Source organism: uncultured Algoriphagus sp. (assembly GCF_963974365.1).
GTDB lineage: Bacteria > Bacteroidota > Bacteroidia > Cytophagales > Cyclobacteriaceae > Algoriphagus.
In genome coordinates this window covers 124,356-144,690 of the sequence record NZ_CAXBBX010000013.1, presented here as the reverse complement: position 1 = coordinate 144,690, position 20,335 = coordinate 124,356, and the positions used below count along the sequence as shown (strand labels likewise).

Genomic DNA, 20,335 nt, shown 5'->3' with positions numbered 1-20,335 from the left:
TAGATGTAAAATAAAAAAAGCAAAGTCCTTGATCAAACTTTGCTCTTCTATTCATTTAGTGTAAGGCTATTTTTGCCTTTCTTTTTTTAGCATTTCGGTACCAAAAGTAGCCTATTACCACAGCGATGAGATAAGGCATTACAAAAAGGTACATGATTCCAAGGTTCAACCCAGCAGCCACACTTGTATCGCCATTACTCACGTTGTTTTCCACTGAAGCGCGACACATGGCGCACTGCGCAAAACTAGCTGTCTGAAACAGAAAAGTTACCAATGTAAAGAGTGCTATTTTAAGTGCTTTCTTCATAGTAAGTCCTACGCTTATTTAATACGCAGGTTTATTAATGAACGTAATAAGGACTGATCATCAAGTAGACTATCACTCCAGTCACCGTCACATACAGCCAGATTGGATAGGCAAATTTAACAACTTTTCTGTGCTTCACACGCTGGTCTGTGTATCCGTAATAATAAGCAAAGAGGATAGGGAAAAGTGCCACTGCAGCGAGAATAATATGGGTAATTAAAAGAAAATAGTAAATACTCCGAATTGATCCTTCGCCCCCAAAGGAAGTGCTCTCAGCGGCTGCGTGATAAATCACATAAGAAACTAGGAATATAGCTCCTAATACAAATGCTGTGGTCATGGAGGCGCGGTGATAAGGGATATTCCCATTTTTAATAAAAACCAATCCTGCTATCAAGGCTACTGTAGCGGCGGTATTCATCACAGCATTAAGGTGCGGCAGGAAATAAACCCATTCAGAACCCAAATCAATTTTAGTAGGCATGAATATGAGCACGGCAACTGCCACAGGAATAATTACCGAAATGGCGATAATCCATCCTTTAACTTTCCCTTCATTCTCCAACAAACTATTTTCCTTCGCTTGCATGTAATAAAACTTTAGTCTCCAACATTAATAAATCCACATCTTCCCGAGAGGTTCCACTGTAATACCCTCTTATTCTTCCCTGTTCATCAACCAGTACAAATTTGTCACTATGAACAAAATCATCAGGCACACCTAACCCATCTACACTAGGAATGATAAAACCACATTTTGCCAAATCATAGGTTTCCTGAACTCCACCCGTTAGGAAGTCCCACTTTCCGGCTTCAGCATGATGTTCATCTGCATATTTCTTTAAGACCTCCGGACTGTCATAAGTGGGGTCAATGCTAATAGACATGATTCGAACGTTGTCATAGTCTCTAAACATGTCATTGACACGCTCCATCTCTGCAGACATTTTAGGACAGATACTTGGACAGGATGTAAAGAAAAAGTCAACAATTGTCACTTTACCTTCCATATCAGCTCTTCCTACTTGTTCCCCATCTTGATTTGTAAAGGTAAACTCAGGAATATAATGCTGGGTAGTATCAGCAATCGGACATTCCTGAAATGGATTATCAACTCCTTTTTCAAAAAAAACAGGAATATCATAGCTATTACTTCCAAAACCCTTAAGAAACAGGAAAATTAAAACAGGCACCAAGAGTATGCATACTAGCACCATCCCTTGCAATATTCTCAAACTTCTCATACTAGTGGTTTAACAAAAAAGAAGGTTAAAGTTCCTCACTTCAACCTTCTTTTTTGAATTTATTTTGAAACTCTGATTAGAACCAACGCATGTTGAATATATCTGAGCCTTCTTTGATCAGAACTATTATCAGCCAGAACAGAAATGCGATCGGAATCAGAATAGAGTAGATCAATGGCTTAACCTCGTCACCAAGGTGCATGAATTCCATCATAATGTACTTGGCTTTCCATATTGTCAATGCCATGAACAATACATAAAGTATTATTCCTCTAGGCATAGTAAAAGCCATTATAAATTCTGCGCCAGTAATAAGCGCAAGAATTAGGGCAGTCTTACCGATCTTTTTTATCTTTTCCTTATTTCTAGGAACAACAGTAAGCGTTGATTTATTTTCTTGAATATCCATAATTCTAATTTTTACAGGTTAGATCAGGTAGAATAAAGTAAATACAAAGACCCAAACAAGATCTACAAAGTGCCAGTACAAACCGATTTTTTCAACCATCTCATAATGACCTCTTCTATCATAAACGCCTACAGCTGCTTGGTAGAAAACCATAAATAGAAGGATAACACCTATCGTTACGTGGAAACCGTGGAATCCTGTGATGAAGAAGAATAGGTTTGCAAAGGAAGCAGGCCCATATTCATTTACCAGCAGGTTTGCACCAAATACAGTTTCTGTTACATTTTGGCTAATTCCATTGATATAATTTAAGACAGCACCGCTTTCAGATCCGTGAATGAAGTGACTCCACTCCCATGCCTGACAGCTTAGGAAAGTAATACCTCCTACTAGCGTCCATAGCATCCATTTTACTACATCATTTCTATCGTTACGGTGACCAGCTTCTACAGCCAATACCATTGTCACAGAACTAGCGATCAAGATGAAGGTCATCAAACCTACGAATACAAGTGGTGCATGAACTCCATGTACAAATGGAATAGCATCAAATACCAATTCAGGAATTGGCCAATACTCATTAGAACCTACAAATTCAGTAGCAGGTCCGGCATAGGCAGGATAGCTGACACGAATCGCAAGGTAGGTAATCAAAAAAGCGGCGAAAGTAAAGATATCCGAAAGAAGGAAAAACCACATCATGAGTTTTCCATAACTGGCTTTGAGAGGTTCGTTACCACCTCCCCAAACGCCTCTTTTCGGGCTTACTCCTATAGCAGTAGAATGCGCAGACATAAGATATTGATTTGTACTAGGTTAATTTTAATGATTCAAAAGCAAAAACATAAATAGATATAGCCACAATGCAGCAAGAAAATGCCAGAACGTAGTCGCCATTTCAAGTGTGTCCATAGACTTGGAATGCACTTTATATCTATAAGTCGAAATTAATACAATAATCAGAAATATCACACCGCTGATTAAGTGAACAGCATGTAATCCTGTGAATACGTAGAGAAATGAGCCTGAAGGATTACCGACAAAAAACACATTTTCGTCAACTAATGCCACCCAGCTATACCACTGACCAACAAGGAACGCTATACCAAAAAGAACCGCCAAGCTAAGACCTGCTCTAAGTCCAACAAGATTGTCTTTTTTAGCAGCAGAATAAGCATATTGAAGGCAAGCACTACTGATTATTACTATTCCTGAAGTGTACCAGAAAATAGTCGGCAGATCATACTCAAGCCAATTACCCTCTGATTGTCTTACGATATAAGCGCTGGTAAGTGCAGCGAAGATCATTACGATAGTCACTAAGAACAGCCATAATGCAAACTTCTTTGGATGCATTGCGATAGGCTGATCTACCATATCCACGTATTTAAGTTCCTTTTCCATGCTTAAGGCAGTTTATCTAATAGGTAAGCGATCTGCACAATAGGCAAATACAAAAAGGAACCAAACATTATTCGCAAAGCTGATTTGCGAGAGCAATCTTTCATCAAAGAGAAAGTTTGAGCGAGGAACAATACTCCACATACAGTAGCCACAATGCCTGAAGTCATACCTGTAAGTCCAAAATAGCTTGGAAGTAATCCTAGTGGCAAAAGGAATAAAGTATAGATCATTATTTGAATTGCAGTATTCAGATCCTTACCGCCACCGCTAGGTAACAGTTTAAATCCAGCTGCTTTGTAATCCTCATCACCTACCCATGCAATCGCCCAAAAGTGCGGGAACTGCCAGATAAACTGAATACCAAAGATAATTAGCGCCTCATGAGTAATAGAACCAGTGGCAGCAGTCCATCCCAAAAGAGGGGGCAAAGCACCTGGAATGGCACCAACAAACACTGCAATGGGCCCAACTCTTTTTAGCGGAGTATAGACAAATACATACAGCACCATACTCAAAACTCCCAACCAAGTGGTCAAAGGATTAGTAAAGTACCAAAGCAAGCCTACACCTAATACTGCTACCAGCGAGGTAACCCAAAGAGCTTCTTGTAAGGAAATAAGTTTTAATGGAAGGGGACGATTTTGAGTACGCTTCATTAGCTTATCCAGATCACGCTCTAAAATCTCGTTGGCAGCACAAGATGCGCCACTGATTAAGAAACCTCCAAGGGCCAAGCCTAGAAAGCCAGACCATCCGAAACTAACACCACGATCGCCAAGTATATAACCAAATACAGCAGAGAAGGTAACCAAAGCTGAAAGCCTCAATTTAATCAACTCAGCGTAAGCTTTAAACTTGCTTATCACTAAACTACTAATATGGTCAGTCACTGCAACTGTCCTCATGATCAATTTGTATTTATTAGAAACTGAATGTTTTCTCTGATTTCCAGAAGCAAGATGACTTGCACACCGATAATCAAAGAACCTAATAAGAGATGGATAGGCTGTAGAAATGCAGGAATACCAAAGTATGCCATTCCCATTCCTGTTGCTATTTCCAGTATAATCAGAATCATCAAGACCTGAGACCAAAGATTCACTTGAGACTTTCTAAGGGTGTATTTAAACGCCCAAAAGAAGTATAAAACATGGATTCCTAGCAGAACTATAGAAAAGGATCTATGAATAAGGAAATCTAACCCTATTCGACCTACCCACTCATCTCTTAGCATATTACCAAGAGAAGAGGAGATGATATCTATCTGCTCCCTTACTTGAGTACCTAAGACTATTTGAATAAGCATCAAGATAGTTCCTATCAATAATACCAACTCAATCCTTCTTGGAACATCCATTTTCACTCCTTTGCCTAAGACCAACTTACCTGATCTATGATAAACATAGATCAGTAAGGAGACTAGAAGCAAAGCTAGCATCATGTGAAAGGTGATCATCCAGTGCAGCAGATTTGTAGATACTACTATAGAGCCTATCCAACCAATGAAAATGACAAGAATAAGATTGAAAATGGACAAAATCGGTATCCATTTATCCATCTTACCAAGTGGAAAAGACTTCCAAACAGTAAGAATTATCAATAGACCGATCGCCACACCAGCTAAGCGATTCAAGTATTCTATCCATGTTTTCACAGGATTAAATTCCTCCTCTACATGAATAGATTTATCGTTAGCTATTTCCTTAGCTTTTTCTGCGAATCCTAATTTTTCAAGTGTTGCCACGAACCTTTCGTTCTTGGCTAATCTTTTATTGAGATAAATCTCCTGATAATTTGAAGGTAATTGATCTACGTTCGTAGGGGGAATCACACTTCCAAAACACTTCGGCCAATCAGGACAGCCCATTCCGGAACCGGAACTTCTTACTATCCCACCGATCAGAATCAGGATATAAACAGCTATCACCGTGATTAAATTTACACGACGAAAGCTGCTTATTGATTTTTTAGTGAGTTGTTTCATTTGAAGCCAAAACTTCCTCTTCTTCTTTCATAATCTCCAATTCAACCTTAACCAACTCTTGCTCATGTGGTAGGTTTGATTCAGGTGTAGCAGAAAGAGGAACTGTCTGAGGTATGAAATCCTCTTCAGCACCTGGCTTAGAGTAATCATATGGCCATCTATATACTGCTGGAATTTCACCTGGCCAGTTACCATGTCCTGGTTCGACTGGTGTAGTCCACTCAAGCGTATTAGATCTCCAAGGGTTCAAAGTAGCTTTTCTGCCTTTGAACATAGAGTAGAAGAAATTGAATAGGAAGATGAACTGAGCAGCAAAGGTGATAATTGCGGCAACGGACACAAACATATTCAAATCGGTATACATATTTGCAAACTCAAAGTTTGTCCAGCTGTAATATCTTCTTGGGAAGCCTGCAATACCTATGTAGTGCATTGGGAAGAACACCATGTAAACTCCTACGAACGTGATCCAGAAGTGTACATATCCCAATTTAGCATCCATCATTCTTCCAAACATTTTAGGGAACCAATGATAAACACCAGCGATCATACCGAAGAAGGATGCAGACCCCATCACCAAGTGGAAGTGAGCCACTACGAAATAAGTATCATGCAGTTGAATATCAATCGCAGAGTTACCAAGGAAAATACCTGTCAAACCACCAGAGATAAAGAAAGACACAAGTCCTATTGAGAACAACATCGCTGGAGTGAAAATTAAGTTACCTCTCCAAAGTGTAGTCAAGTAGTTAAATACTTTTACAGCTGAAGGTACCGCAATGATCAAGGTCAAGAACATGAAGATCGATCCAAGGAATGGATTCATACCTGATACGAACATATGGTGAGCCCAAACCACGAAGGAAAGAACAGTGATACCAAGCAAAGAGATAATCATCGCTTTGTAACCGAAGATTGGCTTTCTAGAATTAGTAGCAATTACTTCAGAAGTAATACCCAAAGCAGGAAGCAATACGATGTAAACTTCAGGATGACCTAGGAACCAGAATAAATGCTGGTATAATACTGGGCTACCACCTGTGTTTGGAAGTGCTTCCCCACCGATATAGATATCCGAAAGGTAGAATGATGTACCAAAGCTTCTATCAAATACAAGTAACAATGCCGCTGCAAACAAAACTGGGAAGGACAATAGACCGATAACGGCTGTCAGGAAGAAAGCCCAGATAGTCAAAGGAAGCTTAGAGAAAGACATTCCTTTTGTTCTCAAGTTAATTACTGTAGTGATGTAGTTGATACCTCCCATTAGAGAAGAAGCGATAAAGAAAGTCATCGCCACCAACCAAAGAGTCATCCCCAAACCTGAACCTGGAATAGCTTGCTCCAAAGCAGAAAGCGGAGGATAAACTACCCATCCACCAGAAGCTGGACCAGTTTTTAGGAAAAGGGAGATAAACATGATCACACCGGAAAGGAAAAACAACCAGTAAGAAAGCATGTTCATAAATCCAGAAGCCATATCTCTTGCACCAATCTGCAATGGAATCAGGAAGTTGGAGAATGTACCACTCAAGCCCGCAGTCAATACAAAGAATACCATGATGGTACCGTGCATAGTGACTAGAGCTAAGTAGAATGTAGGGTCAAGCCTTCCAGTTTCATCTATCCATCCACCGAGAATTGGACGAAGGAAAGACATATCCATCTCTGGAAACCCTAATTGTAATCTAAATAGTACAGAAAGAAATCCGCCAAGAAGAGCCCAAAACATACCTGTTACCAAGTATTGCTTTGCGATCATTTTGTGATCTTGGGAGAAAATATATTTCGTTACAAAATTATCATGGTGCTCGTGATCACCGTGATCGTGTGCTGCGTCATGATTTGCGACAGATGCTGTTGACATAATCTATAATTTTGTTTGTTACTTTTCGCTTATTTGAACTTCTGCAACCTCTTTAACCTCAGTTTGAGCTCCTGAAGCTAATGCAGGATTCATCTGAATAAAAGATCTTTGCTCTGCATACCACTTCTGATACGCTTCTGGCTCTACTACTTCGATTACCTTTCTCATAGAAAAGTGTCCTTTACCACAAATTTCAGTACAAGCGATCTCGTAGTTAAAATCAGGATTACCTGTCTCTTCTCTCATTTCTGCAGTAGTCTTAGTAGGTACAAACCAAAAACGAGTTGGCATACCTGGAACGGCATCCATTTTCAATCTCATGTGTGGAGCGAAAACTGAGTGAAGTACATCTCTTGCTCTGATTTTGAAAAGAACCGGTTCTCCTTTAGGAATTACCACAACTGGAGATGGGAAATCATCAATTGAGTTCTTATCTGTAAAATCAATACCATGTGAATTTGTGGCTGTGATCAATCGATAATCATAATCCCCTAACACATTGTCTTTACCTGGATATCTTACTTCCCATGCAAACTGGTATCCCATGATTTCAACTGTGTGCGCATTTTCTGGTGCTGGTGCAGTAATATCTGACCAAGCAACCCAACCTGAAATCACCAAACCGGCAAGAACAATAGCTGGAACAATAGTCCAGATAACCTCAAGTTTGTTATTGTCAGGGTAGAAAGAAGCTTTACGCTTCTCGCTGTACTGATATTTATAAGGGAAAATGAATAGCAGGATATGAGTAATCAAGAATACTATTCCTGTGATGCCCATAGACCACCAAAACAACGAATCAGTAATTACACCGTGCTCAGAAGCAACTGGCAACTGATAATTGTCAAATTCTTTGATAGAATACCAGAACATCAAAATTCCGCCACCTAACAAGAAAACTATAAATAAAATAGCGTTAACCTTATTACTCCCTGATGCGATCTTTTTATCAGATCCTTTTACAACAGAGACTAACGTTTGGATTCGATATACCATCCATATTATGGAAAATATCAAAAGAACCCCTACTCCAATCAGAAATCCGTACATACCTTAATTATTTCGGCTGTTATTAAATGTGATGATTATAGCTTTCTTCAAGCATTGGATGGTTTTTAGGAACTAGATTCCCTTTTGCCAATCCAGAAAGAACTACGAATGTGAAGGCGGCTCCATAAACCAAGAACATACCCACTTCCATAAATCCAACGCCACCATTATGTCCTAATGTGCCTGGCTGTACCATTAGGAAGAAATCTACCCAGTGACCAGCTATGATAAGAGCACAAACTAACTTCAAGAATACTCCATGTCTCTTCGCGTCTCTTGTCATTAATAACAAGAAAGGAAGGACAAAGTTTAAGGCTAAGTTCACAAATATGAATGGGCCATAAATGTCACTTGACAGTCTTTCGATGAAGTAAACAGTTTCTTCAGGAATGTTGGCATAATAGATCAACAAAAACTGAGAGAACCATAAGTATGTCCAGAAGATTGTAAATCCAAAGATAAATTTACCTAAGTCATGGACGTGATTTTCATTCACCATCTCTAGCAAGCCTTGGCTCTTTAGGAAAATGGTAATTAAAGTAATTGCTGATAAGCCAGCAACGAACCAAGACGCAAATACATACCATCCAAATAGCGTAGAGAACCAGTGTGTGTCAATTGACATCACCCAATCCCAAGCTGCTATAGAAGAAGATACTGCGAAGAAAATCAAGAAAAATGCAGACCAGCTTCTGATTTTGTACCAAGAAGAGGTACCACCTATTATATCTTCATTGTAAGTGAACTGTTGGAATTTCTTGAAAAAGAACACCCAAAATCCAAAGAACAGAACCATTCTGAAGATATATAGTACAGGGAATGTTCCTTTAGCCATTGGCCAGTAGAAGAAAGCACCTTTACCGTCAATGATTTTATCATAATCCGGAGAAGTCTTATCAAATAAATAGGCATGAGTCCAGTGGAACAAATCATGATTTGCGATGAAGAAGGTTACAATCATCAAGACACCTGCAATTGGCAACCAGTTACCCAAAGAAAGCATTACTCTAATGATGGCTGTAGACCAACCTGCCTGAGCAGCATACTGTATAGCAAAGAAGAAAACGCCTATGATAGCAATACCTGTAAAGTACACGTTATTGATCCAAAGGTTAGCATATAGACGCTCGTACCAATGAAATGCATGGCCTTCGGCTTCTGCTGCCTCGTGGTGTCCCCCACCAAACATCGCCATTACGATACCAAGTACTAGCAAAGCTGCGCCGATACCTAAAACCGTGAAAACGGCTTTCTTTGTCGCTGCGGTGAAATCAAACTTTTGATCCAGATTATAGTGTTGTACGTGATGAGCCATAATTAATTAGCTGGAGTTTCTACTTGTGTAACTTCTTCTACGTCTTCTGCCACTACTGCTACTGCATTATCAGCATTCTGACCGCCTTGGAGTTCTTGCTTCACATAGTGAACAATCTTCCATCTGTTTTCTGGAGTGATCTGAGAACCGTGAGCTCCCATTCTTCCTTTTCCTTTAGTGATCACATGGAAAATATGACCTTCAGAAAGACCTACATAAGCTCCTCCTGTCAAGTTAGCCACACCCCCGATGATTTCACCTACTTTACCGTCACCCATTCCACCTGATCCGTGACATGGTGTACAATACAACTGAAATAGCCTTTTGCCTTCAGTCAAAACCTCATCATTCAATTTGATAGGATTTTTCATTGTGGCGCTAGCTTCTTCTATTTCAAAAGCTTTATAGCGATATGGTAAATAGCCTTGCTTATTTCGAGGAACAGTATTAGCAGCCGGCTCACGCATATTCATACTGTGAGGGTTGTTAATATTACTGTTGAAATATTCTCCCTTGCCATCTTCACGGGTAGAGATAAGGTTACCCTTAGTTTCCGAATCCATTACTTGAGTCAAAGGCTCATAAGCTACCGAGTGATACATCTGAGGCGCATATTCCAAGCCTTGATTATCTCCTCCGACACAGCTTGCAAGAGAAATCCCTGCAACTGCAATCCCTAAAATACTTAGTGTCTTAGCAATCTTCATTTTTCCAGATTTACTATTCAAAACTTTTTTTATTAACCTCTGATGCTCCTGAAGATTTCAATATCTCTTCAATCTTCGCCAGTTCAATAGCAGAGTTATTAGCAATATCGATTGCCATGACGTGCTTATCATCAGTGATTCTCAAATCAAAAATTCTAGGCTGAGCCCAAGGCTTAAGATTCGTGCTTACCATAAACACCCCTACCATTCCGAAAGAAGCCAGTAAAACAGTCAATTCGAACGTAACAGGAATGAAATCAGGGAAAGCTGCGTAGTCCTTACCACCGATAATCATTGGCCAGTCAAATCGCATCATGTAGAACTGCATAGTCAAAGCCAAGCTAGTTCCTAACAATCCGAATAAGAAAGCTGCGATTGGCAACTTGCTTCTCTTATAGCCGAGGTAATCATCTATTCCGTGAACCGGATATGGTGAATAAACCTCATGAATTTTAATACCTGAAGATCTTACTTGGCTGATTGCCTCTAGCAATACATCCTCATCTTCATAAACTCCAGTAACAAAATGTGTATCTCTTTCCATGATTATTTATTCACTTTATCAGATGAAGACTTCAATACAGATTTCACTTCTGCCATGTTGATTACCGGGAAGAATTTGGCAAACAAGAAGAACAAAGTGAAGAACAAGCCAAACGTAAATAGATATACTCCCACATCCGTGATAGATGGATAGAACATCGCCCAAGAAGATGGCAGATAATCTCTATGTAGAGAAGTAACGATAATCACAAATCTCTCAAACCACATCCCGATGTTCACTACAATAGACAGAGCGAATGTAGCAGCAATCGAAGTTCTAATTTTCTTGAACCAGAAAAGCTGCGGAGAAATCACGTTACATGTCATCATAGATGCATATGCCCACCAATAAGGTCCAAACGCACGGTTCATAAAAGCATATTGCTCTGCTTCTACTCCTGAATACCAAGCGATGAAAAACTCGGTGATGTAAGCTATACCTACGATAGAACCAGTAATGATAATTACAATGTTCATCAACTCGATGTGGCCCATGGTGATGTAATCTTCTAATTTGTAAACCTTACGAGTCACAATCATCAGCGTCAATACCATCGCAAAGCCTGAGAAAATCGCCCCTGCCACAAAGTATGGAGGGAAGATTGTCGTATGCCAGCCTGGAATTACTGAAGTTGCAAAGTCAAAGGATACAATCGTGTGTACAGAAAGTACAAGTGGTGTAGCCAAACCTGCAAGGATCAAGGATACTGATTCGTATCTGCTCCAAGATTTTGCGGCGCCATCCCAACCAAATGAAAGTGCTCCGTAAATAATCTTTCTTAATCCAGTAGCTCTATCTCTAATAGTTGCGAAATCAGGAATCAAACCAATGTACCAGAAAACTAGTGATACAGAGAAGTAAGTCGAGATCGCAAACACATCCCAAAGAAGCGGGGAGTTAAAGTTTACCCAAAGGGATCCAAATACGTTTGGAAGAGGAAGTGCCCAATAAGCTCCTAACCATGGACGTCCCATGTGAAGTACCGGAAACATCGCCGCACAAATAACCGCGAAAATGGTCATCGCTTCTGCAGCTCTGTTAATTGAAGTTCTCCACTTTTGTCTGAAAAGTAATAATACAGCTGAAATAAGAGTACCAGCGTGACCAATACCAACCCACCAAACGAAGTTGGTGATATCCCAAGCCCAGCCTACGGTTTTGTTAAGACCCCACATACCGATGCCTTCCCAAACGGTGGCAACAACAGCAATAGATCCTATCCCCAAGACACCAACGGAAGTAAGGAAAGCTAGAAACCACCTGATATTTGGTTTTGCTTCCACATGGCGTGACACATCATGTGTCACATCATGGTAGGTTTTACCCCCGGTAACTAACGGCTCGCGTACGGATGAAGTAACCTGCATAGTTTATAAAATTTTGATTACGCTTCGTTTAAGTCTTTATTTCTGATTTTGGTAAAGTACCAAACGTTTGGACTCACGTTGATCTCTTCCAATACATGGTATGCTCTTTCCTCATTCACTTCCTTCAATGCAGAAGTAGTGTCTTCCTTAATTTTAAGAAGCTGAGAAACCTTAGAATTCGTATCGTTCATATCTCCGAACACCAACGCATCAGTAGGACAAGCAACAGCACAAGCTACATTGATGTCACCATCTTTCACTTTACGCTTTTCACGCTTAGCCTCTAGCTTACCAGCTTGAATTCTCTGCACACACATGGAGCATTTTTCCATCACACCACGTGCACGTACTGTTACATCTGGATTCAAGACCATTTTACCCAAATCATCGTTTTGAGCTACATTGACTCCTGCGAAGTCTTTGTTATCGTGGTATTTGAACCAGTTGAATCGACGTACTTTATACGGACAGTTGTTAGCACAATATCTTGTACCAATACATCTGTTGTAAGTCATTTGATTAAGTCCCTCTGAAGAGTGGGTAGTTGCAGCTACAGGACAAACAGTCTCACAAGGAGCGTTGTTACACTGCTGACACATCATCGGCTGGAAAGTAACCTCAGGATTTTCAGCCGCTATTTCCATAGCGCTCAAATCATCCGCTGGAGCGTCAGAGGAATAATAGCGATCGATTCTGATCCATGCCATCTCTCTTCTGTTCAATACTTCCTGCTTACCCACTACTGCCACGTTGTTTTCAACCTGACAAGCAACAGAACATGCCGAGCAACCGATACAAGAGTTCATATCGATAGCCAATCCCCAGTGATGCTGAGAATACTGGTGTCCTGACCAAAGAGATATTTTAGATGGTTTTACAAATTCACCATCCTTGTAGATCTGAGGATGAGATCTTCCAGCAGAAGCATCTTTCTTGTACTCGCTCAAAACAGACTCTTGAATGACGTTCTCACGTCCCATGAAGGTCTGGTGAGTTTGAGTACGGGCAATTCTATAAGCATCTCCAGTAGCAGATACTTCTACTCCAGAAGTAATATCGAAATTGACAAAGCCTTTGGAAGCATCAAGCAATTCGTAAGCGTTTACACCTACTCCATTTGCTACACGTCCAGCTTTGGTTCTACCATATCCTAGTGCCAAACCGAAAGTACCTTCTGCCTGACCTGGCTGAATCATGATTGGAACGATCAGAGACTTGCCATTTACAGAAATAGAAGCTTTGCTAGTTTCTCCCTCATTCATGGTCACTCCGTTTTCGGAAGCCCATTTCTGAGAAACTGTCAGGTAGTTATCCCAAGTTGCCTTAGAGATAGGATCTGATAATTCTTGAAGCCAAGGAATATTTGCATACGTACCGTTACCGATACCTACTTTAGTATAAATCACCAATTCAGCAGAAGCATTGCCAGCAGAATATGATTTGCTAACTGCGGAAGCAGCAGCACTTACATCACCTACTGGAGCCAAAGCTGCAGAAGGAGCGCTGATCGCTAGTACACCATTATAAAGTGTTTGATCCCAGAATTCCTGGAAAGTCCCACCAGTTTCAACCTGAGTGAATACATCACCCTGCCAGTTGTTCTGAAGAAAATCATAATAAGTAGTAGAATCACCAGCCCAAACCAAGAATGACTCTTGTGCTTGTCTTGTATCAAAAAGTGGAGTGATGGTAGGCTGTGCCAAAGAGAAGTGACCTTTCTTTGGTTCGAAGTCATTCCAAGACTCTAGGAAGTGATGATCAGGAGCTACAATTTGTACCAATGAGGAAGTTTCATCCAACGTACCGTTTGTAGAAACTGTCACTTTTGCTTTTGCAAGACCCGCTGCAATTTCAGCTCCTCTCGCAAAATCATACACTGGGTTACAGTTGTAGAAAATAACTCCGCCAACTCTTCCAGCATTCAAATCAGTGACAAACTGATTCATTTTGGCATCGTCACCTTTTCTGTAGTACGCAGGATTTGCGAAATCTACTGTAGTGCCGTTGCTTCCAAGTAGTTCATTGATCGCATTGATGACAATTTGAACATTTGGATCATTTGATCCAGAAACTACAAGAGAAGCGCTTTTGCTAGCCCAAAGGTCAGCGGCAGCTTTCTCCAAATGAGCAATTTCAACTGCTGGTGCAGAAACTGTAGCAGCTCCGGCTTTTTTAGCAATTGCATTGTATAGCGCTAATACTGCCAATCCGCTTTGTGAAGCTCTGATTGGAGTTCGGTAATCAGCATTGGCACCAGCAAGTGACAACGTAGATTCAAACTGATAATGTCTTGACATTTCAGGCTTCTCTTTGCTGATTTTTCTTGTCTGAGCATATTGACGGGCAAATTCAATAGGAGAAATCCATGATCCTAAGAAGTCAGCTCCGAAGGATACAATTGTTTTTGCTTGGTCAAAAGAATAAGAAGGTAGAACTGCTGAACCGTAATACGTCTCAGCTGCTTTAGTGATACCGTAGTTAGAAAGTGGATCATACATGATCACTTCCACGTTTCCATTTGCGTCAGCAAACTGCTGAATAGCCTGTAACGTAGAAGGAGAAATAATCGTATTTGCCACGATCTTCACAGAACCAGCAGAAGCCAATGCAGTCTTAGCCTGCGCATCCACTGTTTTCCAGTCAGAAGGTTGTCCACCACTGTAAGGTCCTGCTAGTCTTTCTTTATCATATAGAGAAAGGACAGAAGCTTCGACGATAGCATTTACTTTTCCTTTATTAATAGGAGAAAGCTCGTTTCCGTCAATTTTGATCGGGCGACCTTCTCTTGTTTTCACTACGATAGAAGCGTAATCGCCACCAGTAGAGTAAGTAGAAGCATAATAATTAGGAACAGATGGGTTGATGTCAACCGGCTTGTTCACATAAGGGATCATCTTTCTTACAGGCGCCTCACATGCCGCCAAAGAGGCTGCTGCTAAACTGAATCCCATTACTTTCAGAAAATCTCTTCTGGAAGCACTACCCTCTTCGTTGAGTGTAGAAGGAAGCTCAGGGAATTCCCTGTCAGCGTTCTTTACAAACTCTGGATCGTTGTTGAGCTGCTCAAGCCCTTTCCAGTACGTTTTTTTATTTTCCTTCATTTTATGATATAAGAATGAATTTGCGAAAAGAATAATGAATTAATAGTGGCATTTAGCACACTCCAAACCTCCGATGTCTTTCACCTTCAAGGCATCTTTAGAATCAGAGTGAATCTGAACCAACTTATCGTAGTAAGCATTGCCATCAGTAGTGATCTCAGTCTGTCTGTGACAGTCGATACACCAGCCCATAGTAAGTGCACTATGCTGACCTACTACTTCCATTTCCTGAATAGGACCATGACAAGTCTGACACTCAATCTCACCAACAACAACGTGCTGAGAGTGATTGAAATAAGCCAAATCAGGAAGGTTATGAACTCTTACCCACTCGATTGGCTGGCTATTATCTACAGCATCGTAGATTTTCTGAATTTCTGGAGAAACCCCTTCTTTACCTTGTACATTCTGAACGTGCGTGTGACAGTTCATACAAATGTTAGCAGAAGGGATATTTGCAGATCTTCCTAGCTCAACACCAGTATGACAATACTGACATTCAATCTCTAGAGTACCCGCGTGAAGTGCGTGTGAATATGCTATAGGCTGAGTAGGTGCATAACCTTGCTGAACACCAACGGAATACAAGCCATCCAATGCTGTTTTGGCTACCAAGGCAACAACTAGCGCAGTGACAATCACGACAAACATGTCGCTCTTGAATACTTTACTTAGATTAGTCTTCTGGTTTACAAACTCTTTGTCATCTTCATCAAGATCCTGTTTTGTAAGGTATTTGGTCAATACAGAAATTATTAATCCCAATACCACCAAAATCAAAAGAAGCACTACTACTAATACTCCCAAAATTACGGTTAGGTATTCGTTTGGAATCCCTCCTCCTTCAGCTACCACTCCACCTTCAGCTCCCACTCCCGCTGCTGCTGCCGCAGGATCTACTTTGTCACCATGCTCTATATAAGCTAGGAGATTATTAAGATCAGCATCAGTTAGGAACTCATGAGAGACCATTGGTGTATTATTGAACTCCTTAAAAAGAGCAGAGTAATACGCGTCACCTGATGCGATAACCGCCTGAGAGTTTTTGATAAAACTTTTCACCTTGTCAATAGGTGCTCTATCTGTAGCTCCCCTCAACGCTGGACCGATCAGCTTTTGATCTAATTTGTGACAGGTTTTACAGTTTGCATTGAATACAGCCTTCCCTGCTGCTACTGCTTCATCGCTACTATCCACTGCCGGGTCAGCGGCAAATGCCTGCGTACCGATCAGAATGAAAAACAGCACTGCCAGTGTGTGGAAATTCAATCGAACCCCTACTAACGAGCGTTTAGATAACATATTATAGCTAATTAAATAGTTTAAGCGGCTTTTTATAACCCTTGCAAAGGTACTACCCGAAGCCAATTTTTCAAACTTGCCCTAAAGTAAGATTGTACATATACATCACCTCCTTTTGATTTCCTATAGCATTGTAATCCAGTTATTTAAGCTTATTATTTTAATTTGATTTTAATTTAGAACCTTTATAAATAGAATGTATTTTGCAAGCATTTTAAACTTAAATTAAAAACTCACGATACAAGGCACTGAATTCTTGAATTCAAATTAAAGTTGAAGCCCTTTTGACCTCAAAGATTTAAAAAAATTAATGCCTTTATTGCAAGGGAAAAGATAATACCTACATTTGCATTCCAATTCTGATTGGTCGAGTGGCCGAGTGGCTAGGCAGAGGTCTGCAAAACCTTCTACAGCGGTTCGAATCCGCTCTCGACCTCAACAAAAAGCATCCGCCGTGGCGGATGCTTTTTTCGTTTTCAGTTATTTTTTCCTGCCATCTATTTACGTCCAGTGACTTAATTATTTTCTCACATTGCATTTCCGGTAGACATTCCTTAGTTTAATTTTCAAACTACTGATAATCATGCCACAAGACATTACCCTACGTGTCAACGGGAAAACCAAAACCATATCCGCTGATCCAGAAGAACCCCTTTTATATATTCTCAGAGATGAATTTGGGTTAAAAGGTGCCAAATATGGCTGTGGTCTTTTGCAGTGTGGGGCATGTACAGTCATTGCAGATGCTCAAGCAGAGACTACTTGCGTGAGACCTTGTTCCAGTTTTGAAAATGCTGAAATCACCACGTTAGAAGGTTTGAGGCAGAACGGTGAGCTTCATCCAGTGCAAAAAGCGTTCATCGAAACCCAAGCTGCCCAATGTGGCTATTGCGTGAACGGGATGATTATGAGTACAGTAGCACTTTTAGAAAAAAATCCCAAACCAAGTGAATTAGAAATCAGGGAAGTTCTAAATCCAGTAATCTGCCGCTGTGGCACTCATTCCAGATTTATCAAAGCTGTAAAGTTGGCATCAGAAAACACAAAGGCTTAATCATGGAAGATCTAAAGCAATTCAACCCAACCCGTCGTTCATTTCTCAAAAGTACTGGACACCTATTAATAGGGTTCAATCTTTTGCCACTTACTTTTTGCCAAACTAAGGGAGCGCCAAATGAAATTCCTCCTTACGCAGGAGTGCCGCTTCGGCCTTCGATTGATAATAAATTAATTGATTCTTGGATTCGGCTAGATGCCAAAGGGCACTTGACCGTCCTCTCAGGAAAGCAAGAACTCGGTCAAGGAATCAAAATTGCCTTGATTCAAATTGCAGCAGAGGAATTGGATATCAATCCTGATCGCTGCCATATTATCAATTCAGATACAGGCCAAACTGCAAATGAAGGATTCACCGCTGGCAGCAATTCCGTAGAAGGTAGCGGAAGTGCTATCCGCCAGGCAGCAGCTGAGGCAAGATACCATTTACTAAAAATGGCTGGGCAAAAATTGAATGTAAATCCTGACGTTCTTCGCGTAGATGACGGAGTTATTATAGCTAACACTGGCGAAAAAGTGAGTTATTGGGAGCTTCTGCAAGGAAAATACATAGAGGAGAAAATCTCTGGAGATATTAAACCAAAAAAACCAGAAAACTACAAATATGTAGGACAACCCTTGCATAGGGATGATATCCGGAAATTGGTAACTGGCGAATCTCATTTTGTCCATGACCTACAAATGCCAGGGATGGTCCATGCACGAGTGCTTCATCCACCTTCCTACGACGCCACCTTACAATCCATAGACCTAACCCAAGTAAAAGCTTTGCATGGAGTTCTCAAAGTGATCAGAAACGGGAGCTTTTTAGCAGTTATTGCAGAACGGGAATACCAGGCAGTAAAAGCAAGGGAAATGCTAAAAGAACTAGCAGTCTGGACTAAGTCACCAATCAATACACTTCCAGACCAGCTAAGGGATGACTTGCTAACTACTTCAGGAAAACCAGAGGAAGTAGAAATCTCACCAGGAATTGCAGAGATTATTTCAAATTCAGCCATACATCATCAAGCGGATTATTTCCGCCCCTATCACATGCATGCCTCCATGGGACCATCTTGTGCAGTCGCACTTTGGGAACCAAATCTGCTGACCGTTTGGTCAGCTACGCAAGGAGTATATCCCGTCAGAAACTCAATAGCAGATCTGCTTACTTTGGATAAAGAGAAAGTCCGATGTATAGGCGTTCCTGGTTCCGGGTGCTACGGACACAATGGCGCAGATGATGTGTCGGGAGAAGTTGCCATCATAGCCAAAGAATTCCCGGGTAAACATGTACGACTTCAATGGATGCGTGAAGACGAACACAAGTAGGAACCATACGGCACAACTATGGCTTTTCGCCTTTCGGCAGGAATGGATTCAGCTGGAAAGCTCCTAGGCTGGAACAGCATTGTCTGGTCAGATTCCCATAGTACCCGTCCCAATGGAAGTGGCGGAAGCTTCATCGCAGCGAGATCTTTGGATCCTCCTGTAGAATTTAGAAAGGGAGGCTGGTCAGGTGGATCGTACCGAAATGGAATTCCAGAGTACAGTTTCGGAGCCAAGCAACTTCGCCTTTTCGACTACGATGGCCCGCTACGAACCTCTTCACTCCGTGGTTTGGGTGCCTATGCAAATACCTTTGCCATGGAAGCATTTATAGATGAGCTGATATACAAAGCTGGAAAAGATCCGATTGATTTTAGGATAAAAAACTTAGAAGATCCGCGCGCCAGAGCCGTTTTGGAAGAGCTCGCTCAAAAAACCAACTGGAAAAACAGATCTAAATCAGCTAATAACGGATTCGGGGTCGCCTACGCGAGGTATAAGAATGCCACCTCCTATTTTGCTGTATTTGCAGAAGTGGAAATAGATAAGGCAGCCAAAAACTACAAACTCAAAAAACTCACTGGCGTAATCGACTCTGGGTTAACGATAAACCCGGACGGGTTAAAAAACCAGACAGAAGGCGGAATGATCCAATCTGCCAGCTGGACCATGATGGAAGAAGTGCACTTTGATCAAGATGGAATCACGAGTGTAGATTGGAATACTTATCCTATTCTACGGATGAAGGATGTACCGGAAGTAGAAGTCCATATTATAGACCGACCAGAAGAAAAGCCTATGGGAGCAGGCGAAGCAGCTATGGGACCTGTCGCGGCGGCAATTTCAAATGCTGTGTTTGATGCAACCGGAAGTCGGGTTCGGAATCTACCGATTAAAGCGGAGAAGATAGACTGGGAATCGGTCAGCTAATTAATCTTTTTGAAAATATATGAGCACCCCTCAATACACATGTAGGGAGCACGAGGAGCAAGAACCAAATCGCCTTCTTCCTGCCTCATTAAGTATTCATGATTAGGAATTTCTTCTTCACAGTCAAAAAGAACTATTAGGATTCGATCAGCTACTTGATATATCCCATCTGTACACTCAAAATATTCAAAAGAGCTTAGCTTCCCATCAGCGAGAAATGTAATAGTACTACCAGAAGGCTCATAGGGCGTTCGATAATCATCCGCACCTGTATTTCCTTGATATTGATAGAGCTCCCATGTACCAACCAAGCCTTCAGAAGTCAACTCAAATGGCAGATTCTCATCTTTATCACAGGATGTAAAAGAAAGTAGCGCTATAATTCCAATCCAAAAGTAGTTCATAGTCAGTAGTTTGAAAGTAGAATTAGGACGAAA

The 20,335-nt window shown here is 41.0% G+C and carries 20 protein-coding genes and 1 tRNA gene; 4 read left to right on the top strand and 17 right to left on the bottom strand.

Going from position 1 to position 20,335, the window contains the following annotated elements; genetic code table 11:
* Nucleotides 1–55: 55 nt before the first annotated feature.
* The 16 genes from AACZ87_RS17840 to AACZ87_RS17765 all read right to left on the bottom strand — a co-directional run bounded on the left by AACZ87_RS17840 (nt 56) and on the right by AACZ87_RS17765 (nt 16,601).
* On the bottom strand, nt 56–307 hold the full coding sequence (locus AACZ87_RS17840) for a hypothetical protein (protein ID WP_339869150.1): 252 nt from the start codon (nt 305–307) through the stop codon (nt 56–58).
* Nucleotides 308–341: 34 nt separating this feature from the next.
* Nucleotides 342–896, bottom strand: a complete 555-nt coding sequence (locus AACZ87_RS17835) for a DUF420 domain-containing protein (RefSeq protein WP_339869148.1) — start codon at nt 894–896, stop codon at nt 342–344.
* Complete coding sequence (locus tag AACZ87_RS17830) at nt 877–1,551, bottom strand: SCO family protein (RefSeq protein ID WP_339869146.1); 675 nt, start codon at nt 1,549–1,551, stop codon at nt 877–879. The genes AACZ87_RS17835 and AACZ87_RS17830 overlap by 20 nt, the downstream gene beginning before the upstream one ends.
* A gap of 76 nt (nt 1,552–1,627) precedes the next feature.
* Entirely contained in the window at nt 1,628–1,960 is a 333-nt protein-coding gene (locus tag AACZ87_RS17825; RefSeq protein ID WP_339869144.1) for a cytochrome C oxidase subunit IV family protein, read from the bottom strand.
* Nucleotides 1,961–1,978: 18 nt separating this feature from the next.
* A complete protein-coding gene (locus AACZ87_RS17820; RefSeq protein WP_339869142.1) occupies nt 1,979–2,755 on the bottom strand; it encodes a cytochrome c oxidase subunit 3 in 777 nt (258 codons plus the stop codon).
* 27 nt (nt 2,756–2,782) lie between these two features.
* Nucleotides 2,783–3,364 carry a cytochrome c oxidase subunit 3 gene (locus tag AACZ87_RS17815; RefSeq protein ID WP_339869140.1) on the bottom strand — a complete coding sequence of 194 codons (582 nt, stop codon included), beginning with the start codon at nt 3,362–3,364 and terminating at the stop codon, nt 2,783–2,785.
* A gap of 2 nt (nt 3,365–3,366) precedes the next feature.
* Nucleotides 3,367–4,269, bottom strand: a complete 903-nt coding sequence (cyoE, locus tag AACZ87_RS17810; protein ID WP_339869138.1) for a heme o synthase — start codon at nt 4,267–4,269, stop codon at nt 3,367–3,369.
* Between the two features lie 2 nt (nt 4,270–4,271).
* On the bottom strand, nt 4,272–5,348 hold the full coding sequence (locus tag AACZ87_RS17805) for a COX15/CtaA family protein (protein WP_339869137.1): 1,077 nt from the start codon (nt 5,346–5,348) through the stop codon (nt 4,272–4,274).
* The gene (locus tag AACZ87_RS17800) at nt 5,332–7,215 is read right to left on the bottom strand and encodes a cbb3-type cytochrome c oxidase subunit I (RefSeq protein ID WP_339869135.1); all 1,884 of its coding nucleotides are present in this window, start codon (nt 7,213–7,215) and stop codon (nt 5,332–5,334) included. Before AACZ87_RS17800 ends, AACZ87_RS17805 begins: the two co-directional genes overlap by 17 nt.
* Before the next feature lie 18 nt (nt 7,216–7,233).
* Complete coding sequence (locus AACZ87_RS17795) at nt 7,234–8,265, bottom strand: cytochrome c oxidase subunit II (RefSeq protein ID WP_339869134.1); 1,032 nt, start codon at nt 8,263–8,265, stop codon at nt 7,234–7,236.
* Nucleotides 8,266–8,287: 22 nt separating this feature from the next.
* Nucleotides 8,288–9,580, bottom strand: coding sequence for a quinol:cytochrome C oxidoreductase (locus AACZ87_RS17790; protein ID WP_339869133.1), 1,293 nt, complete (start codon nt 9,578–9,580; stop codon nt 8,288–8,290).
* A gap of 2 nt (nt 9,581–9,582) precedes the next feature.
* Nucleotides 9,583–10,287 carry a cytochrome c gene (locus tag AACZ87_RS17785; protein ID WP_339869131.1) on the bottom strand — a complete coding sequence of 235 codons (705 nt, stop codon included), beginning with the start codon at nt 10,285–10,287 and terminating at the stop codon, nt 9,583–9,585.
* A 13-nt stretch (nt 10,288–10,300) separates the two neighbouring features.
* Nucleotides 10,301–10,831: a DUF3341 domain-containing protein gene (locus tag AACZ87_RS17780; protein ID WP_339869130.1), complete on the bottom strand. Its 531-nt coding sequence runs from the start codon at nt 10,829–10,831 to the stop codon at nt 10,301–10,303.
* Nucleotides 10,832–10,833: 2 nt separating this feature from the next.
* Nucleotides 10,834–12,198: an NrfD/PsrC family molybdoenzyme membrane anchor subunit gene (nrfD, locus tag AACZ87_RS17775; protein WP_339869128.1), complete on the bottom strand. Its 1,365-nt coding sequence runs from the start codon at nt 12,196–12,198 to the stop codon at nt 10,834–10,836.
* Between the two features lie 17 nt (nt 12,199–12,215).
* Entirely contained in the window at nt 12,216–15,299 is a 3,084-nt protein-coding gene (locus AACZ87_RS17770; RefSeq protein WP_339869127.1) for a TAT-variant-translocated molybdopterin oxidoreductase, read from the bottom strand.
* A gap of 39 nt (nt 15,300–15,338) precedes the next feature.
* Nucleotides 15,339–16,601, bottom strand: coding sequence for a c-type cytochrome (locus AACZ87_RS17765; protein WP_339869126.1), 1,263 nt, complete (start codon nt 16,599–16,601; stop codon nt 15,339–15,341).
* 365 nt (nt 16,602–16,966) lie between these two features.
* On the opposite strand from AACZ87_RS17765, the gene AACZ87_RS17760 reads away from it, so the two are divergent.
* The 4 genes from AACZ87_RS17760 to AACZ87_RS17745 all read left to right on the top strand — a co-directional run bounded on the left by AACZ87_RS17760 (nt 16,967) and on the right by AACZ87_RS17745 (nt 19,898).
* Nucleotides 16,967–17,037 (top strand) — tRNA-Cys (locus AACZ87_RS17760).
* Nucleotides 17,038–17,184: 147 nt separating this feature from the next.
* Entirely contained in the window at nt 17,185–17,655 is a 471-nt protein-coding gene (locus tag AACZ87_RS17755) for a (2Fe-2S)-binding protein (RefSeq protein WP_339869124.1), read from the top strand.
* 2 nt (nt 17,656–17,657) lie between these two features.
* Entirely contained in the window at nt 17,658–18,971 is a 1,314-nt protein-coding gene (locus AACZ87_RS17750; protein ID WP_339869122.1) for a molybdopterin cofactor-binding domain-containing protein, read from the top strand.
* 18 nt (nt 18,972–18,989) lie between these two features.
* Nucleotides 18,990–19,898 carry a molybdopterin cofactor-binding domain-containing protein gene (locus AACZ87_RS17745; RefSeq protein WP_339869121.1) on the top strand — a complete coding sequence of 303 codons (909 nt, stop codon included), beginning with the start codon at nt 18,990–18,992 and terminating at the stop codon, nt 19,896–19,898.
* Here the strand turns inward: AACZ87_RS17745 and AACZ87_RS17740 are convergent.
* Nucleotides 19,895–20,302 carry a hypothetical protein gene (locus tag AACZ87_RS17740; protein WP_339869120.1) on the bottom strand — a complete coding sequence of 136 codons (408 nt, stop codon included), beginning with the start codon at nt 20,300–20,302 and terminating at the stop codon, nt 19,895–19,897. The genes AACZ87_RS17745 and AACZ87_RS17740 overlap by 4 nt on opposite strands.
* Nucleotides 20,303–20,335 lie beyond the last annotated feature (33 nt).

Coding starts and splice junctions, on each gene's coding strand:
- AACZ87_RS17750 (WP_339869122.1), top strand. CDS start 17,658: ATGGAAGATCTAAAGCAATTCAACCCAACCCGTCGTTCATTTCTCAAA.
- cyoE (WP_339869138.1), bottom strand. CDS start 4,269: ATGAGGACAGTTGCAGTGACTGACCATATTAGTAGTTTAGTGATAAGC.
- AACZ87_RS17745 (WP_339869121.1), top strand. CDS start 18,990: ATGGCTTTTCGCCTTTCGGCAGGAATGGATTCAGCTGGAAAGCTCCTA.
- AACZ87_RS17820 (WP_339869142.1), bottom strand. CDS start 2,755: ATGTCTGCGCATTCTACTGCTATAGGAGTAAGCCCGAAAAGAGGCGTT.
- AACZ87_RS17785 (WP_339869131.1), bottom strand. CDS start 10,287: ATGAAGATTGCTAAGACACTAAGTATTTTAGGGATTGCAGTTGCAGGG.
- AACZ87_RS17790 (WP_339869133.1), bottom strand. CDS start 9,580: ATGGCTCATCACGTACAACACTATAATCTGGATCAAAAGTTTGATTTC.
- AACZ87_RS17770 (WP_339869127.1), bottom strand. CDS start 15,299: ATGAAGGAAAATAAAAAAACGTACTGGAAAGGGCTTGAGCAGCTCAAC.
- AACZ87_RS17765 (WP_339869126.1), bottom strand. CDS start 16,601: ATGTTATCTAAACGCTCGTTAGTAGGGGTTCGATTGAATTTCCACACA.
- AACZ87_RS17815 (WP_339869140.1), bottom strand. CDS start 3,364: ATGGAAAAGGAACTTAAATACGTGGATATGGTAGATCAGCCTATCGCA.
- AACZ87_RS17835 (WP_339869148.1), bottom strand. CDS start 896: ATGCAAGCGAAGGAAAATAGTTTGTTGGAGAATGAAGGGAAAGTTAAA.
- nrfD (WP_339869128.1), bottom strand. CDS start 12,198: ATGCAGGTTACTTCATCCGTACGCGAGCCGTTAGTTACCGGGGGTAAA.
- AACZ87_RS17755 (WP_339869124.1), top strand. CDS start 17,185: ATGCCACAAGACATTACCCTACGTGTCAACGGGAAAACCAAAACCATA.
- AACZ87_RS17830 (WP_339869146.1), bottom strand. CDS start 1,551: ATGAGAAGTTTGAGAATATTGCAAGGGATGGTGCTAGTATGCATACTC.
- AACZ87_RS17795 (WP_339869134.1), bottom strand. CDS start 8,265: ATGTACGGATTTCTGATTGGAGTAGGGGTTCTTTTGATATTTTCCATA.
- AACZ87_RS17825 (WP_339869144.1), bottom strand. CDS start 1,960: ATGGATATTCAAGAAAATAAATCAACGCTTACTGTTGTTCCTAGAAAT.
- AACZ87_RS17805 (WP_339869137.1), bottom strand. CDS start 5,348: ATGAAACAACTCACTAAAAAATCAATAAGCAGCTTTCGTCGTGTAAAT.
- AACZ87_RS17800 (WP_339869135.1), bottom strand. CDS start 7,215: ATGTCAACAGCATCTGTCGCAAATCATGACGCAGCACACGATCACGGT.
- AACZ87_RS17740 (WP_339869120.1), bottom strand. CDS start 20,302: ATGAACTACTTTTGGATTGGAATTATAGCGCTACTTTCTTTTACATCC.
- AACZ87_RS17780 (WP_339869130.1), bottom strand. CDS start 10,831: ATGGAAAGAGATACACATTTTGTTACTGGAGTTTATGAAGATGAGGAT.
- AACZ87_RS17840 (WP_339869150.1), bottom strand. CDS start 307: ATGAAGAAAGCACTTAAAATAGCACTCTTTACATTGGTAACTTTTCTG.